General features: G+C 61.4%; 17 protein-coding genes and 1 tRNA gene. 11 read left to right on the top strand and 7 right to left on the bottom strand.

Annotation, left to right across the window (positions count from 1 at the left end; all coding sequences use genetic code 11):
• Nucleotides 1-27: 27 nt before the first annotated feature.
• Complete coding sequence (locus A0W34_RS06095) at nt 28-1692, bottom strand: hypothetical protein (RefSeq protein ID WP_232329998.1); 1665 nt, start codon at nt 1690-1692, stop codon at nt 28-30.
• A gap of 183 nt (nt 1693-1875) precedes the next feature.
• On the opposite strand from A0W34_RS06095, the gene A0W34_RS06100 reads away from it, so the two are divergent.
• Both A0W34_RS06100 and A0W34_RS06105 read left to right on the top strand, forming a co-directional pair.
• Nucleotides 1876-2493, top strand: coding sequence for a hypothetical protein (locus tag A0W34_RS06100; protein ID WP_007726510.1), 618 nt, complete (start codon nt 1876-1878; stop codon nt 2491-2493).
• Nucleotides 2494-2693: 200 nt separating this feature from the next.
• Complete coding sequence (locus A0W34_RS06105) at nt 2694-3185, top strand: FBP domain-containing protein (protein ID WP_007726512.1); 492 nt, start codon at nt 2694-2696, stop codon at nt 3183-3185.
• A 149-nt stretch (nt 3186-3334) separates the two neighbouring features.
• Here the strand turns inward: A0W34_RS06105 and A0W34_RS06110 are convergent, their stop codons facing one another.
• The 3 genes from A0W34_RS06110 to A0W34_RS06120 are packed head-to-tail and all read right to left on the bottom strand — an operon-like array spanning nt 3335 to nt 5366.
• Entirely contained in the window at nt 3335-4075 is a 741-nt protein-coding gene (locus A0W34_RS06110; RefSeq protein WP_007726514.1) for a hypothetical protein, read from the bottom strand.
• Nucleotides 4072-5007, bottom strand: coding sequence for an ATP-binding cassette domain-containing protein (locus A0W34_RS06115; protein ID WP_064689432.1), 936 nt, complete (start codon nt 5005-5007; stop codon nt 4072-4074). Before A0W34_RS06115 ends, A0W34_RS06110 begins: the two co-directional genes overlap by 4 nt.
• Nucleotides 5004-5366 carry a GntR family transcriptional regulator gene (locus tag A0W34_RS06120; protein WP_064689431.1) on the bottom strand — a complete coding sequence of 121 codons (363 nt, stop codon included), beginning with the start codon at nt 5364-5366 and terminating at the stop codon, nt 5004-5006. The genes A0W34_RS06115 and A0W34_RS06120 overlap by 4 nt, the downstream gene beginning before the upstream one ends.
• Nucleotides 5367-5719: 353 nt before the next feature.
• Here A0W34_RS06120 and A0W34_RS33610 point away from each other — a divergent pair, with 353 nt between their 5' ends.
• The gene (locus A0W34_RS33610) at nt 5720-5848 is read left to right on the top strand and encodes a hypothetical protein (RefSeq protein ID WP_269750087.1); all 129 of its coding nucleotides are present in this window, start codon (nt 5720-5722) and stop codon (nt 5846-5848) included.
• Nucleotides 5849-7857: 2009 nt separating this feature from the next.
• Here A0W34_RS33610 and A0W34_RS06135 read toward each other — a convergent pair.
• A tRNA-Gly gene (locus tag A0W34_RS06135) sits at nt 7858-7931 on the bottom strand.
• Nucleotides 7932-8104: 173 nt separating this feature from the next.
• Between A0W34_RS06135 and A0W34_RS33615 the strand changes: the two genes are divergently transcribed.
• From A0W34_RS33615 to A0W34_RS06155, 5 genes are all read left to right on the top strand, one after another.
• Nucleotides 8105-8227, top strand: a complete 123-nt coding sequence (locus tag A0W34_RS33615) for a hypothetical protein (protein WP_256261805.1) — start codon at nt 8105-8107, stop codon at nt 8225-8227.
• Between the two features lie 9 nt (nt 8228-8236).
• Nucleotides 8237-8806 (top strand): dCTP deaminase, encoded by a 570-nt coding sequence (gene dcd / locus A0W34_RS06140; RefSeq protein WP_003943702.1) that lies wholly within the window; start codon nt 8237-8239, stop codon nt 8804-8806.
• Between the two features lie 25 nt (nt 8807-8831).
• The gene (locus tag A0W34_RS06145) at nt 8832-9116 is read left to right on the top strand and encodes a hypothetical protein (RefSeq protein WP_081557474.1); all 285 of its coding nucleotides are present in this window, start codon (nt 8832-8834) and stop codon (nt 9114-9116) included.
• A 130-nt stretch (nt 9117-9246) separates the two neighbouring features.
• Complete coding sequence (locus tag A0W34_RS06150) at nt 9247-9414, top strand: hypothetical protein (protein WP_003943658.1); 168 nt, start codon at nt 9247-9249, stop codon at nt 9412-9414.
• A gap of 30 nt (nt 9415-9444) precedes the next feature.
• The gene (locus A0W34_RS06155; protein ID WP_081557475.1) at nt 9445-10968 is read left to right on the top strand and encodes a hypothetical protein; all 1524 of its coding nucleotides are present in this window, start codon (nt 9445-9447) and stop codon (nt 10966-10968) included.
• A gap of 3 nt (nt 10969-10971) precedes the next feature.
• Here the strand turns inward: A0W34_RS06155 and A0W34_RS06160 are convergent, their stop codons facing one another.
• Nucleotides 10972-11724: an IclR family transcriptional regulator gene (locus tag A0W34_RS06160; RefSeq protein ID WP_081557476.1), complete on the bottom strand. Its 753-nt coding sequence runs from the start codon at nt 11722-11724 to the stop codon at nt 10972-10974.
• Complete coding sequence (locus A0W34_RS06165; protein WP_042452324.1) at nt 11724-13235, bottom strand: APC family permease; 1512 nt, start codon at nt 13233-13235, stop codon at nt 11724-11726. The genes A0W34_RS06160 and A0W34_RS06165 overlap by 1 nt, the downstream gene beginning before the upstream one ends.
• 238 nt (nt 13236-13473) lie before the next feature.
• Here A0W34_RS06165 and A0W34_RS06170 point away from each other — a divergent pair, with 238 nt between their 5' ends.
• From A0W34_RS06170 to tatA, 3 genes are read left to right on the top strand one after another with little or no spacing between them, the layout of a single operon-like run.
• Nucleotides 13474-15054: a flavin monoamine oxidase family protein gene (locus A0W34_RS06170; protein WP_081557477.1), complete on the top strand. Its 1581-nt coding sequence runs from the start codon at nt 13474-13476 to the stop codon at nt 15052-15054.
• A 39-nt stretch (nt 15055-15093) separates the two neighbouring features.
• Nucleotides 15094-15765: a Rid family hydrolase gene (locus tag A0W34_RS06175; RefSeq protein ID WP_003943640.1), complete on the top strand. Its 672-nt coding sequence runs from the start codon at nt 15094-15096 to the stop codon at nt 15763-15765.
• Complete coding sequence (tatA, locus tag A0W34_RS06180) at nt 15765-15941, top strand: Sec-independent protein translocase subunit TatA (protein ID WP_003943732.1); 177 nt, start codon at nt 15765-15767, stop codon at nt 15939-15941. Before A0W34_RS06175 ends, tatA begins: the two co-directional genes overlap by 1 nt.
• The last annotated feature ends 32 nt before the right edge of the window (nt 15942-15973 follow it).

Raw genomic sequence — 15973 nt, forward strand, 5'->3', positions numbered from 1 at the left:
CGACATGGTGGACGGCGCTGTTTTCGGCTAGCGGATCACCAAGTCGTGGTCGGTGGCGCTGAGCGTGATCGCGGCAATGGGGTTTCCGTGCATCCAGTCCTGCACGAACGCGTCCAGAGCGGGGTTCGATGCCCGATCCGCGTACGCGTCCGACGGGATCTCGATTGCCCCGACGAGGTGGCGCGGATCGGCATCGAGGCCGGATGCGCGGGGAGTCATCCGTAGTCCGTCGGCGGTGTGCAGGACGACCGGAAGAACCGTGCCATCCGGTGCAGTCACGGTCGCGGTCCGCGTGGTGGCGACCGGGTCGAAATGGTCCACGTCCAGTCGGTATCCGGACGGTTGTGCGTGCTGGCCGATCGCGTCGAGCATGCGCGGATCCACCACAGAGTACGGAAACCCGATGTCGATCAGAGTCTGACCGTCGATGGCACCGTCGCGGGCGGGCAAGGTCGTGGACAAGTGCCAGGGGGCAGCGGGGGACAGGGTATCCGTCGACCGGTCTGTCGGCGCGTTTTCGATCAGTGTGCCGAGGAGGGACGCGCCGGTCGGTGTGAACTCCCAGTCGCCGCCGACGAGATCCTTGTGCCAGAAGCCGGATTCGGCGCCGCGGAGACCCTCGACACGCAACTCCCGCCGGTTCGGGCCGGGACCGAGTGAGTGCACACTGATCGCGGATGTAACTTCACCGGGAATTTTGGGCTGGTGCACCCAGTCGGGGGCCGGAAGTTGAATCGCGGCGGTGCTGCGGTCCAGTGTTTCGGCCACGAGGTTGGGTGCCGACGGCTTGTCCGACTGATCTTCCCAGCTGTAGCGGAAGAAGATCGAGTCCGATCCCGAAGAATCGAAATCAAATGTGCGGGTGTACATGTCGCCGTACTTGTTCATCACGAAAGTGGTTGATCCGGCCGCCGACAGCGAGTCCGCCTGGAATCGCCCGCCGAGCGGGCCGCCGATCTCGTAGCTGTCGTCGTTGGGCAGCCACGGGTCCGCGTAGGTTATCCGGCTGCCGTCCCCGGTCAACGTGGGGATCATCGTCATCTTGGCGAGTCCAACGAAGTGAATCCGTCCTGCGACGTCGGTGAAAGTTTGGTTGTCCCAAGGCGACGAGACGCTCAGTGCCCACCCGTTCGGGTGGTCTCCGGGGAGTTGTCGGCCGGGACCGCTCCACAGCGGTGCGCCCCATGCCGAGGTCCAATTCCACACCAGCGGATCCTGGGATGCGTTGTCCATCGTGTAGATCCAGCCGTTGTCGTCGACCGCGACGAGTTCGTCGTCGTCCAGTGATATCCCGACCAGTCGTCCACGCAGGCACTCGGGCATCGGCACGAAACGCCACGGTTGAGCCGTTGATGCGCCTGTCTCTCGCGGCCGAGCGAGTAAGTCGTGGTCGACTAGCGCGAAGTCCCAGAAACGATTGAATTGCGTAGTTGGCGTGCGGATCTGGACCGAGCTGGGGGCGGTTGAACCGGTGAATGTCGGTAGGTTTGCCAACCCGACTCGACCTCCACCGGAGGGCGCACCTGGTGGCAGTTGGGCGGTTCCGAATGATATGCAACTGGCCGGCCCAGGTTCGGTGGGCGCGGCAGCGGCGAGGGGAGTGGACCACAGGAGGGCGGCGGAGAGTAGGACGCCGACGCTCAGCAGTCGCGGTCGGTGCGGGTGCGAAACTCCACTCGCGGTCTCGTTCACCGTCCGATTGTCGCATGATCGGCACGTTGAATCTGAGAATTGTGAGGTTTGTCCATCTGTGTCGGTTGCGGCGAGAGTGCCGATCGCTGCGTTGGTTGTTGTGAGTGGAACGAGAGTGCGTGTACTGCAAAGGTATTCGCCGTGTAGCTGAGTTTTGCCATGACCTGCAGATACGGTGGGGTGATGAGAAGGCCGAAGTCGCTGGGTGAATGGTTGGTAGCTGACCCTCCGGAGTCGTCCAAGCCACCGGGGCCGATTCTTTTGGCATTCACCGTTGTTCCGCTCATTGCGTTGGTCTGCCGGCATTACGGTTGGTGGCCTTCGCCGTTCGGGGAGTACAGATGGTTGGATCCCTTCCTCGTCAGCGCCGCGGCTCTGCTCATCTTGATCGTGGTCGGTCTGGTGTGGGCGATCCGCACCCTCTATGCCCTTGGCCAGGACCGGCGGTGGTCGTGGTGGATTCTGTCCTCCCCGATCGCCGTCATCGCTGCAGTAGCTCTGGTGTTGTTGATGCCGCCGGCAACTTTCCTCGACAAGAGCGGAGAGTTCGAGACCATCGCGATTGGTCTTTTGGAGCAGCCTGAATCGACCGTGGAAGAGCTCGAGATCGGCCAGTTCGATATCAGTAGTGCCCATGTCGTGCGGCCGGATGAGGTCTACTTCATCGACAACGACAGCATGTTCATCACCTCGAGTGGGTGGGTGTACTCGCCCAGCGGCCCACCATCGGGGTTCGATGATTTCTCCGCAACTCACCTCGGCGGACCTTGGTACGAGTTCACGGCGGTATGGCGTGACTGATAAATCGAGTGGCCTGTAACGCAGGCCTGTAGCTACCATCGCGGTGTGGATACGTACACGGTGACGCCCCATGGGCGTGAGGGGGTTGTCGGCGTCGTCTTCGCCGGCGACAGATAGCGCATTTCGGACCCGACAGCACTTGGTGCTGATCGGGCCATGAGCTGTACCCACCTTCACCGAGCCACGATTGGTATACACCCATGATCATTTTGACCGATACATCTATTCGTTCCAGCCTCGTCAACGCGAGTCGTAAGGAGAAGTCCGATCTCACCCTGCCGGACGGCTTCGGCACCATCGACTTCGACGCTCTCGACTACCTGGGCTGGCGAGATCCGAAAATGGGCCGACGCGCCTACGCGATCGTCCCGACACTCGACGGGGAGACCATCGGAGTCTTGCTCGTTCAAGCCGAGGCCACTCCGCGATCGCGCGCCCAGTGCTCCTGGTGCCGCGACACGCGACTCCCCAACGAGGTCGTCTTCTACGGCGCCAAGTTGGCCGGGCCCGCCGGTCGACGTGGCAGCACGGTCGGAACACTGATCTGCCGAGACTTCCAGTGCTCGTCCAATGTTCGTAACGACCCCCCGCTCCCGTATGCCGGCTACGATGCCGCCGCTGCGCGCCAGAACCGGAAAGATGAACTGGTGCTGCGGGCTTCGAGTTTTGTCGAGCGGGTGGCTCGGCAGTAGAGCGGACCAAATCGGGGACGAGATAGCACCCTGTTGTGACGTTCGTCCCCCTTTCCTGACTCAGGGAGGGGGACGAGCTGTCTAGACGGGTTTGATCCGACGAGCACTTCGAGACGACGCGACATGTGGCGTCGCACATGATTGCGCGGTCACGGCGTTGCTCGACGCAACGTCGCCCAGGCTCCGGCGATGCACGCGATGGCAAGGGCCAGAGGGAGTAGTGCCATCGGTACCACTCGGGGAGTATCGACAAACCACGAACCGATCGCCGGCCACCACCCAGCCCAGGTGATCGCGATCGCTGACAAGCCGAGCAAGCCGAAAAGCCCGGTGAGGGAGGCGAGTAGACCGGTGATCCTCCACCGCTGGTAGATAGCACCTGCCAGCATTGCGATCGAACTGGTCAGCAGCAGCGTCGCGAACAGTGCGAGCAACTGTACGGCGGTGTTGTCGGTGAAATAGCGTGCGATGCCGAACATGCGCATGTGCACACCCCAGCCGTTGGTGGCGGACTCCAGCACGGACAGCAGTTGCAGCGCGATTGCGAAGACTGCGGACTGTGCCAGCGCCATAACCGTGGTGGCAGTGAAGAACTCGCGGCGAGTCACGCTCAGTCCGAGCGCGAATGGGAACGTCTGCGTCATCGACTGGAGGTAGAACGCCAGCACGAAACCGTAGACCGAGAACACACTGCCGGTGAATCCCTCACCCTCTTCGTTCCCGACGATCGCGTAGATAGTGAAGCTGATCAGGAACGAGATCAACAGGATGCCCACTGGCCAGGCGATCAGCAACGGCCACGCGACCGTGTGCAGTTGTAGGACGGCACCGATCCTGGACCGAGCGGGCGTCTTCGGGACCGTCCGTGGCTCTGTCGTTGCGATACTCATACGGTGATCTCCTTGCGCTGCGTCGAAGTCGCGATGACAAGTTCCTGCAAAGATGCCGGTTCCACTTGGACTCCTGCCTCCCGCAGTCGGTTTCGCTCGGTCTCTGTCACATCGGCCTGCAACATGATTCGGCTGTGGGCGCCCAGTGTCTCCCGGCGCAGGACCCTGCCGGACGCAGCAACGGCATCCACCGCATCAATGGGACCGGATACCAGCACGGCGCGGCTACGCAGTGCATCCGCGTCTGCGTCGACGACAATCCGGCCGCCGTCGACGACAATCACGTGCTCGAGTAGATTGGCTACCTCGTCGATCAGGTGAGTCGAAAGCACCACAGTGCGAGGATGTTCGGCGTAGTCCGCAAGCAGGCGATCGTAGAACAGTTGGCGTGCAACGGCATCGAGACCGAGATACGGCTCGTCGAAAAGCGTCAGGGGCGCGCGGGAGGCGAGTCCGATGATCACCCCCAATGCCGACCGCATGCCGCGTGAAAGCTTCTTCACCTTGCGACAGAGGGGAAGTTGGAAGTCGTCGAGCAGTGTCTCGGCGAACGCGTGGTCCCAATTCGGGAGTAGATGGCCGGCGGCGACGAGTACGTGCTTGACCTTGAGGTCTTCGGGGTACGTCTGGCTTTCCTTGACGAAGCACACGTTCGCCAGGACGTCGGCATTTTCGAACGGGGCAGCGCCGAATACCTCGACGTCGCCGCGGGTGTGCAGGTCCTGCCCGGTCAGTATCTGCATGATCGTCGTCTTGCCTGCGCCGTTACGGCCGAGCAGACCGTAGATCTTGTTGCGGCTGATCTCGAACGAGGTGTCCGCGAGCGCGTCGACATCCCCGTACTTTCTGTCCACGGAGCGCATCGAGGCGACAAGTTCAGTTTCGTCGAAACGCCTGACTCGGGGCTCGGTCGTTGTCGTGCTTGCGTTCATCGGTCCGCCTTCCTGTCGTCCAGCATGGATTTGAGTTCGTCGAGGGAAATCTGGAGGCGGTCGGCCTCCGCGACCAGTGGCTCGATGTACTGGTGTGCGAACGCTTCTCGGCGTCTGAACCTGAGTGCATCACGGGCGCCGACAGTGACAAACATTCCGATTCCGCGTTTCTTGTAGAGAATCCCCTCGCCCACGAGTTGATTGAGGCCCTTGGCTGCAGTGGCCGGATTGATCCGGTGGAACGCCGCCAGTTCGTTGGTTGAGGGCACCTGCCCGTCTTCGGGTAGTGAGCCGTCGATGATCGAACTCTCGATCTGTTCGGCGATCTGTTGGAACAGTGGTCGTCCGTCGTCGATCACGATGACCGGCGCTCGGTGTTCACTGGTTCATTACTCATGTAATGAACCATAGAACGTCATGGGGCATGTTGGCAATGAGATCGCGGAAACTGGCACCGATGACTTGGGTCTCCGAGCGCTACCCATCGGGACATTCATCGCAGTGGCTGATGGAACAGCTTGGATGCAGACCAGCTACGACTTCCAGATCCCGGGGCGTTGCGCACAGGCATTGAGCTTCTGCGGAACCATGGAACCGCCGATCTAGGTGGTCGACCACGGGACGGGGCACCTTCGGGTGGCCGGTAGTTATTGCCTCAATGAATTCGGCCACCTCATCGAAGACGGCAACTATGTCGCGGGGGTCATTCTGCATGGACGTTGTCGATGGAGAGTTCACGTACGCGTTGACCGAAACACCCGTCAGCATCGGCAATTCGCCACCCAACGTGAACAGACGAAACCCCGCGGCCTCGGCTTCCGGTCGTAACCCGCAGTCGTAGAACAGAAGCCGGACCGCACGCCGCGGTCGGGCTGTTTTTCGTCAACCCAAAGACGGAGTCGTATCCACCGCAAGTAGGGACTTAGCGCCCTGTTTTGGTGTTTCTGTACTGATTCGCAATCCCGATACGTACGCTTCCGGCCAGGGAATCGGACACTCGACCAGCAGGGGTATCTATGCCGAATGTGACAGTGAAATTCGGGGGTTCAGACCCGGAAACAGCAGACCTCGCACGCCGGGCACTGCAACCAGTACTCGACAGCATCTACCGCACATACCGCAGGAAACCGCTCCCATTCGTCGAAGCCGCACTTAAACGCGCAGGCCGAGGAAGCTTCTCACAAGCAGGAATTGAACGATTTGCCGACTACATTTCAAGAGGAGACCGACCGATCCTCACCACATAGCGGCCGCTCATGATCACGCCGAAGAGCGAAGCGCTTCCACCGGCTACCTGTTCGACGACCTAAATTGGTCAGTGCCAACTAGGTACAGGTCCATCGTGGTCAACATCAACATCAAGAGACAGCGCCCGCCCGCGTCCGAGATCGGTAGCTTGCCTCACCGTGGCAAGGGCACTCGAGCCAGCAGACGTATTCGATCAAACGGAGCTGAGAAGGCTGATTCAGCAGATGCACATTAATCGACCTCTGTGTGAATTCTGCTCACGGTGCACACTCGCGTGATCAAACCAGTCGGCGCTGTGACATTCGGTTGCAGATCCTATTCGGGGCGGCCTCGACCGACTATTTGGGACCTGTCAAACATGAGCTCCCCTTCCTGGCCAGGTAGGGGAGCTTGTGTTTGTGACCACCGCACGATCCACGCATCTTCTGATATGCAGGTTTCAGGCAGAGCTGAAAATGTCATCCACATGCGGTCGGCCGATCTTCTCTACAAGTCGGGAGCGGTTAGTGGCCCTGCGCCTTCTAGTGAGAAGGGGATCGTGGAACCGTTCGCCATCGCCACGATCACGTTGACGATAGCAAAGAGGACGTTATCCATTTGAATTCACCTCCTCGCTCCGTCTAGGGCCCGGCAAGATTCGCTACTGCATACAGGGCAGATGTCCTGCTATCGAAATTGGGACCTGCAATGTAAGCGGGCGAGCCTGGACCGAATGAGGTGACTGTCCTGATATATCCGAGGCGATTCGAGGAGTTGTAGTCCACCAACCAAGGTCCACCAGAAGCACCTGCGCCAAAGTTGCCCGGTTTGGGAGTTGCGTGAGAAGCCGTAGCTCCGAACGTCATAACCAGGGAAGGCGCTGCGATGCTTGCGGGGAATAAGGTTTCGACTCTGGACACTTACGGCCTTCTATCGAATTGGGGCCAATCTGCCGGTTTCTAAAGATCGTCGGGAAGGTAGCACGACGCTAATGTGACAGTCCTCGAAACTGGGGTATTTCTTCGAGCTTTATCCGGCTCTCCGGATCCGTGCAGAGCGATGGTCGTGCATTGGGACTTACGGTTAGGGCTGTCCGATACTTAGGAAGAATACGTACTTGATGCTTTTCGAAGGTGATTTTTGACGGACTTGGGTATTTTCACAGTTGTGATTGTGAGAAGATCTGCATTCTTGCGTGAGTTGTGGTCCCCGGTGTCCGGGTGCGCTACGGCAGATCGGTTTCAAAAACTTCAACTGATAAGCGGGCGGAGTCCGAGCGGAGACAGTTTCCAACCCCATCGGTTGGTAGTCGCGCTCGAATCACTGATGGACGGCAAACGAACCGAGGTACCGGCGACCATCGGCTTCGAGGTCGACAGCACTCTCCTGACAGTGCGCGCAATGGACACCGATTCAGGCCGGGGCACGACCAGTCGGACGGCATCGATGAACTGCAGAATTCCGAGACGCGGTCCTCTAGCACCCCCATTTTCGGTGGATTCACATTGACTGATCACTGAATGGAGGGGGTTGTGTACCTGCCGTCTACCTGTCACAGGACTTGGAACCCAAACAAGCGAAGTCCGACTGCCCCAAAAAGGGCTCTGAACTGCGGAGAATCTGTGGAGCCGATGACGGGAATCGAACCCGCGTATTCAGCTTGGGAAGCTGATGTTCTACCATTGAACTACATCGGCGTCGCAGCCGACCGGACGTGTTTTCACCGCCGATCAACGTGCTTTCCGAACATTATCAGACGAGCTTTCAAGCGGCGGTGTCCCCGGCCGCCATTGATCAACACAGGCATGTCGAAGTCGGCGCCTTCGGTAAATGATTTGCCCACAAGTTCTGCGCGGGAAAGCCTTTCGGCATGGAGAACTTGAGACAGGTGGGGCTGGGCTCTGCCGTGGGAGTCCAGAACCCGCGCATCGTGTTCGGTAACCACAGTGTGATCGCCCCGGCGATGGGCCGGCACTGCCCGCAGAACCGGTAACCTCTACCTGTGCTGCTCTCCGATCGTGACATCCGTGCCGAAATCTCCGTTGGACGTCTGGGTATCGACCCTTTCGACGACTCCATGGTGCAACCGTCGAGCGTCGACGTGCGCCTCGACGGTCTTTTTCGGGTTTTCAACAACACGCGGTACACGCACATCGACCCGGCACTGCGCCAGGACGAGCTGACCAGCCTGGTCGAACCGGCAGAGGGCGAGCCGTTTGTGCTTCATCCCGGCGAGTTCGTTCTCGGTTCGACTCTCGAAGTGTGCTCACTGCCGAACGACCTCGCCGGCCGCCTCGAAGGTAAGTCGAGCCTCGGGCGCCTGGGCCTTTTGACGCACTCCACCGCCGGCTTCATCGACCCGGGTTTCAGCGGCCACATCACACTGGAGCTGTCCAATGTCGCAAACCTGCCGATCACGCTCTGGCCGGGAATGAAGATCGGACAGCTCTGCCTGCTCAAGCTCTCGAGCGCTGCAGAGTTCCCCTACGGAAGCTCCGAGGCCGGATCCAAATACCAGGGCCAGCGCGGCCCGACACCGTCGAAGGCGTACCTGAACTTCAACCGCGGCTGAACGAACGAACTTCGGGGGGAGTCGCATGATCGGAATTTTCTACGGTCTGGTTTTCATGAACTTGTTGTTCGTGACCAGCACCGTGTGTTTGATGAAGCCGTCCAAAGCCAGTGTTGTTGTGACCGTCTGTGCAGGGGTGGCGTGGCTGTTCTTCAGTGGACCGCTGGAAGGTCAGGTCTTGTGGTCGTTGAACAGAGAACACGGTCTGACGGTCTCGGATCTGATGTCGCTTGTTGCCTTCGGCATCGCCGCTCGTGGTTGGAATCAGGTTCGCAAAGCCCGCGAAACCGTCGACGCAGATCGTTTCTGACCTGCGCGCTCACCTGGATTGACCGCCACGATTCGGACAGATGTTTCGACCTGGAGCACAACAGTCGTCGAATCGGGCACAATTACTGGTTATGTGGTGGATTGTCGGAGGCGTACTACTCGTATGGGTCGTGTGTTCCATTCCGATTGCCATCCTGGTGGGGCGGGGTATCGCGCGTCGGGACCGCGCGGAATTCGACGGGCGAAATCAACAGTGGGCCGACGAGGTTGTCAGGTCGATCGAGAAGCAATCGGAGCAGGACAATGCCGATCGGCGTAAGCCACCACTGATCAGCTGACCAGCTGGACTTTTCCGGAGGTGAGTGGGCATGGAACTTCCATCCGATACTCCCGACGACGTTGTGGCCGCGGCCGCCGGCGGACCAAGGGTTCCGCAGTTCGATCCCACAGTGGGGATTCCGGTAGTTCCGCCAGGGGGAGATGCTCCCCACCGGTTGGTGGTCATCGGCGATTCGCTGTCGCAGGGATTCCAGAGCGGGGCGATCTTCAATACCGATCTGTCGTATCCGGCGATCATTGCTCACCAGCTGGGCCGGCTCGACCAGTTCCGCTTTCCCCGTTACGGCGGCCCGGGCGGGCTTCCGCTCAACATCGAACTGTTGCTCCGCACCCTCGAGGAGCGCTTCGGCCCACGGCTCGACCTCTGGGAGGTTCCGCTCGCACTCTTTGCTGCACGTGCGTTCATGGACCAGGTGGAGGACTACTGGGAACGCGGACCGGGCAGTGAGGCGCCGACGTTCTCGGCAATCAACCACAACCTCTCGGTGTACGGGTGGGATCTTCGTGACGCTCTGACCAAGACGGCGCAGGGCTGCGAGGATGCTCTTCACCAACCGCACGACGATTTGATCAGCCAGATCGTCGAGAACAACGGCGAGCGCGCCGCACTGCGAGTTCTGCCGCGAGGCTCCGACGCCGAGAAGCGTATGACCGCGTTCGACGCAGCAGCGGAGTTGGGCAAGGAAGGCATCGAAACTCTGATCGTCTTCCTCGGTGCCAACAACGCGCTCCGCACCGTCACCGAACTCCGAGTCGAGTGGAGCGGCAACAACTTCCGTGACCCGGTCGGCAAGCGCGACTACACGGTGTGGCGGCCTGAGCACTTCGCGTCGGAGTATGCCGAGGTGCTGGCCGCGATCCGGAAGATCAACGCGCAGCACGTCATCCTCTGCACTGTCCCACACGTGACCATCGCACCGATCGCCCACGGGCTCGGCGGCAAGATCGAAATCGGATCCCGCTACTTCCCGTACTACGCACGACCGTGGGTGCGCGACACCGACTTCGACCCACAACGCGATCAACACATCACCGGCGCGCAGGCATGGGCCGTCGACAGCGCAATCGACATGTACAACGACGGAATCGAGCAAGCCGTCGCGAATGCCCGTCGGGTGGGGAAGGACTGGTACCTCTGCGATATTGCCGGGTTGCTCGAGCGCGTGGCCTCACGGCGCTACGTCACCGACGTCAATGCGCGGCCGTCGTGGTGGACGCCGTACCCCCTTCCCAAGGCGCTGACCGACTTGCAACCCGTGCCGGACTCGCTGTTCCTCTCCGCCGACGGTCGCGGCGGCCGCGCTTCGGGCGGCCTCTTCTCGCTCGACGGCGTTCATCCCACGACAGTCGCGTACGGGGTGATGGCGCAAGAACTGGCGAACATCATGGTCACGGCAGGGGTCCAGTTCGACCGCGCTCAGATCGATTTCGACCGACTCGTCCGACGCGACACCTTGGTGCGCACTCCGCCGCAGAATCTCGATTCCACGCTCGGCGTCATCGGCTGGGCCGACGAGCATCTCGGCTTTGCCAAACGTGTGTTCGGCCTCTGACTTTCAGCTTGCCTTCGACATCGTCGGTGCAACGATGCGTTCCGCGTACTCCCGCAACAGCACGACCAGGTCTACGTCGTCGACGGAAAGTCTGCCGGTCGGACCTATCGCAGCCAAGGCACCGACGACACACCTTTCCGCGTCGTGGATCGGGACGGCGACGGCGGAGCGTCCGACACGAATCTCGTCGACCTCACGGGCGGCCTCACCGCGCCGGATCCGCGAGAGCTCGAGTTCCAACGCGTCGCCGTCGGTGATGGTGTGTGCGGTGACCTTTCGCAGTGGGGCCTCGGCCAATTCGGGTCGGTTGGCGAGGAGCAGCTTCCCGATAGCCGACGCGTGAACGGCTGTGACCAGTGTCCGTTCGCCACTGAGTTCGTGGTCGGGATCGCGATCGACGAGCCGAATTCTGTTTTCTGCAAACGACGCGAGGTAGACGCCGAACCGTAGCTGTTCGCGGAGTTCTTCGAGGAGCACCGAATTGTCGATGGGTGTGGGTTCGGCGGCAGCCCCGGCTAATTCACGGGTGCGTCGGCCTAGTGCGAAGCCGGAGAGGTCGGCGATCCGAACCAGGTAACCGTCGGCGACAAGGATGTTGAGTAACCGATAGGCAGTGGCAGGTGGGATGTCGGCCAGGGCGGCAATGTCCTTGGCGGTGGCTCCCGATCCGAGCCTGGCCGCCGACTCGAGGAGGGCAAGGGCGCGCTGAACCGCTCGGGGTTCGTGCCCACCGAGGTCGCGTGGTCGGCCCACCATCAGCGGGCGCCGGCAGTCGGCTCGCCCACCAGCACGATGTTTCCGGCTGCGTCGGTGGCGAACACCCCAGCTCCTGGTAGTACGTCCTCGGTTTCGGGACTGTCGAAAGCTCCGACGTGCAGCAGACTTTTGGGGCTTCGGCGTCGCAGGTAGAACTGCCAGAGTGTGCCCGAAGTCAGGATCACGAGTACGGCGATCGGTGCAACGTACGCGTGGTCGATCGTGTTGGCATAAACCAGGTAACCGAGGACTATCGCTCCGGCACCACTGCCACACGACGCGGCCGCGAGAACGCCGGGAGTGTGCTCGCCGATCCGTGTCAGGAAGACAACGGATGCGATAGCCGTCAGTGCATAGGCCACGATGACGGCGCCGCGAACAGTCAGTCGAACGTCGTCGAAGATTTCTCCGCGCCCGAGAACGGCAAAGGTTCCGCCGCCCAGCAGGACGGTGCAGACCACGGTAGTCAATGCGAAGTAGGGCGTACGGAAGGCACTGTGAACCGAGGCGAACCGGCGGGGGAGTAGGCGCTCGACACCGAACGAATAGACCAGGCGTGACGCAGCATTGGACGACGCCATCGAGGACGCCAGCCACGAGCACCCCAGACCGACGTTGAGCGCGATCACGACACCGGGGCTCACGCCCGTCGCCGTTCCGTGGAGATAGGCGTTGACGAGGGTGTCACTGCGCCCGGACCAAGCGGCCCAGCCCGCGAAGATGAAGAGCGATCCACAGATGATCGGAGTGAGAAGGACTGTGCGGGTGACGGTTACCAGCGGACGACGGGCCTCGGGGCCGAAGAAGGCCGCGCTCTCGAATCCGGCGAGAGCGAACACGGCAGCCAGGGCGGTGAGTAACAACCCGTGGCCGGAGGTGGGTGGAACGATCTGTGCTTGTTGACTTCCGGAACCGCCCAGGATCATGAGCCCGACGATGAACAGAAGTGAACAGCTTTCGACGACGAGGATCGCAAGCGCGGCAAATCTGACACTTCGCACGAGAGCGCCGAGAATCAGCAAGGCTATCCCCAGATAGAGCGCGATGACGTGAAAAGTCTTGTCCACGTGCACACCCGCGAAGCCGAGCAATGCGATTGCGGCCTGTCCGCCGTGATAGAGCGTCATCACCGCGCTGCCGACGTACTTGACCAGCATGGCGATGCCGGTGGTCAATGCTGCCCGGGTGCCCAGGCCACGAAAGACGAAGCTGTGCAATCCGCCCGACGCAGCCATTCGGCGAGTGAACTGCGAAACGCAGAAGGCTATGAGCGTCACCAGCACGGTGGCCGCGATGATGGTGATCATCCCGCTCAACAATCGGCCGTGTGTCAGCATGGTGACGGGCAGAACGACCATCGACACAGCAGGGGCAGTGGTTGCCACCGACTGGGCCAGCACTTCGGCGCCCGAGAGTTGCCGACGGCCCAACGCCCGCAGCGGTGATCGCGCCGGGGGCTGCTTCTCGCGCGTGGTGAAGGACCGCGCGATGGCTTCGGTGAGAGCGGACATGTCGCGTCACGCTAGTCCGGTTCTGTAACGCCGATATTGCGGGCATGCTTCCGCTGATCGCACTCGGGTGAGAGAGCAAGATGCGAACGCTCGCACGTTTCTCACTCGGTCCCCACCGACTGTTTCCTGCGCGTCAAGTTCCGGACCCAACGCTCCTGAAGTCTGTGTTCAACACCAACCACCCGGGTCACCGGGAGCACACTGGGGAGCTCGAATGCCATACACACGTAGATCTTTCATGCGCAGCCTGGGAATCACCGGCGGCGCCGGCCTGGCACTCGGTGCTATGTCGTCCATCGGCCTGGCGCCGGCAGTGGCGTCGACGCCGAGGCGATTTCAGGCACCTGCTGCGGGTGACCTGATCGGAAAGGTCAAGGGAAATCACTCCGTCGTGATCCTCGGCGGCGGACCGTCCGGGCTGTGCTCTGCCTACGAACTGCAGAAGGCCGGATACAAGGTCACCGTCCTCGAAGCACGCAACCGCCCGGGTGGTCGGGTGTGGTCGATCCGCAACGGCACCGAAGAAACCGACCTGAACGGTGAGACACAGACCTGTTCGTTCTCCGAGGGGCACTTCTACAACCTCGGTGCGACGCGTATTCCGCAAAATCACAACACCATCGACTACTGCCGCGAACTGGGCGTCGAACTGCAGATGTTCGGAAACCAGAATGCGAACACCTTCGTCAACTACACCGGCAACAAGCCGCTGGCGAATCAGTCGATCACCTACCGAGCAGCCAAAGCCGACACCTACGGATACATGTCCGAGCTGCTGCAGAAGGCCACCAATCAGGGCGCTCTCGACCAGGTCTTGAGCAAGGAAGACAAAGAAGCACTCTCGTCCTTCCTCACCGACTTCGGCGATCTTTCCAGCGACGGCCGCTATGTCGGATCCTCGCGTCGAGGGCACTCCGCGGAGCCGGGCGCCGGCCTCAACTTCGGAACCGAGATCGAACCATTCGGGATGAGCGATGTCATCCAGGGCGGCATCGGGCGTGCATTCTCCTTCGAGTTCGGTTACGACCAGGCCATGACGATGATGACCCCCGTCGGTGGCATGGACCGGATCTACTACAAGTTCCAGGACGCGATCGGGATGGACAACATCGAGTTCGGCGCCGAGGTCAGCGGCATGAAGAACGTGCCGGAAGGCGTCACCGTCGACTACGTCGTCGACGGCAAATCCAAGTCGATCACCGCCGACTACGCAATCTGCACGATCCCACCGCACCTGATCAAGCGGCTGAACAACAACCTGCCCTCCGACATCCTGCTCGCGTTGGATGCAGCCAAGCCGTCGTCGTCGGGCAAGCTCGGTATCGAATACTCGCGTCGGTGGTGGGAGACCGAGGACCGCATCTACGGTGGCGCGTCCAACACCGACCGCGACATCTCCCAGATCATGTTCCCCTACGATCACTACAACTCCGACCGCGGCGTCGTCGTCGCGTACTACAGCTCGGGTAAGCGTCAACAGGCTTTCGAATCGCTCACCCACCGTCAGCGGCTGGCAAAGGCCATCGCCGAAGGCGCAGAAATCCACGGCGACAAATACACTCGCGACATCTCGTCGTCCTTCTCCGGAAGCTGGCGTCGCACCAAGTATTCGGAATCCGCCTGGGCATCATGGGCCGGCGCGGGAGATTCCCACGGCGGCATGGCAACTCCCGAGTACACCAAGCTGCTCGAACCCGTCGACCGGATCTACTTCGCCGGCGATCACCTCTCCAACGCCATCGCCTGGCAGCACGGGGCCTTCACGTCCGCGCGGGACGTCGTGACCCACCTGCATCAGCGTGTTGCGCAAACTGCCTGACGTGCTTCGTTTCCCATCACTTTTTCTGGAGGTCTAATCATGAAATCTCGCAGCACCAAGGTCCTTGCAGCGGCATTCGCCGCCACCACGCTACTGGGCTTCGCCACTGCCTGCTCGTCTGACGAGGCGGACGCCGAGACCACATCGAGTTCGTTCGTCTCGAAATCGATTCTCGAAGCGGGGCAGGCAAACCCGATGATCGCTCAGGGCGTCGCGATCGGCGGCGACACCGCAATCTACAAGACCAGCGGCATCGGTCCGTCGGCAGGAAACAAGGCGGCGCCGGAAGGTTCGCCGGAGTCGTACATCGACGGTCAGTTCTCCGGCGGTGTTCTGCCGGCCGGTGTCACCGTCACCGAGGCGCAGGGCATCAATGTACTCAAGAAGATCCGCGACAACCTCGAAGCTCAGGGATTGAGTCTCGAAGACGTCGTGACGATGCGCGTCTTCCTCGACAACGCGCCGGGATCGGACAAGGCCGACTACACAGGATGGAATCGCGCGTACCGGCAGTTCTTCGCCAACACCAATCTCGACACGGGTGACACCGAGTTGGTGCCGATGGGCACGGCCGAGCCGATCGCTCCGATCGAGCGAAACAGCGCCCGGCCCACCCGATTCGCCCTCGAGGTTGCCGGACTGCCCGTTGCCGGTTGGCTCGTCGAGGTAGAGGTCGATGCGGTGTACCCCGACGGCAAGGAACCCGCCTGATGGGCGCGCTCAGCCCGACTCACTGGGCGATCGTCGCAGTAGTGCTCGTGGTGCTGTTCGGTTCGAAGAAGCTGCCCGACGCGGCCCGGGGCCTCGGCAGGTCGATGCGGATCCTGAAGTCCGAAGTCGGTGAACTGCAGTCGGATACGGACCTCGCGTTGGAGCAGCGAGACTGACCCCGGTGCGCGGTTGAGGAGCCCCCACACTC

The sequence above is a fragment of the Rhodococcus sp. BH4 genome, from assembly GCF_002079265.1.
Classification (GTDB): domain Bacteria; phylum Actinomycetota; class Actinomycetes; order Mycobacteriales; family Mycobacteriaceae; genus Rhodococcus_F; species Rhodococcus_F qingshengii.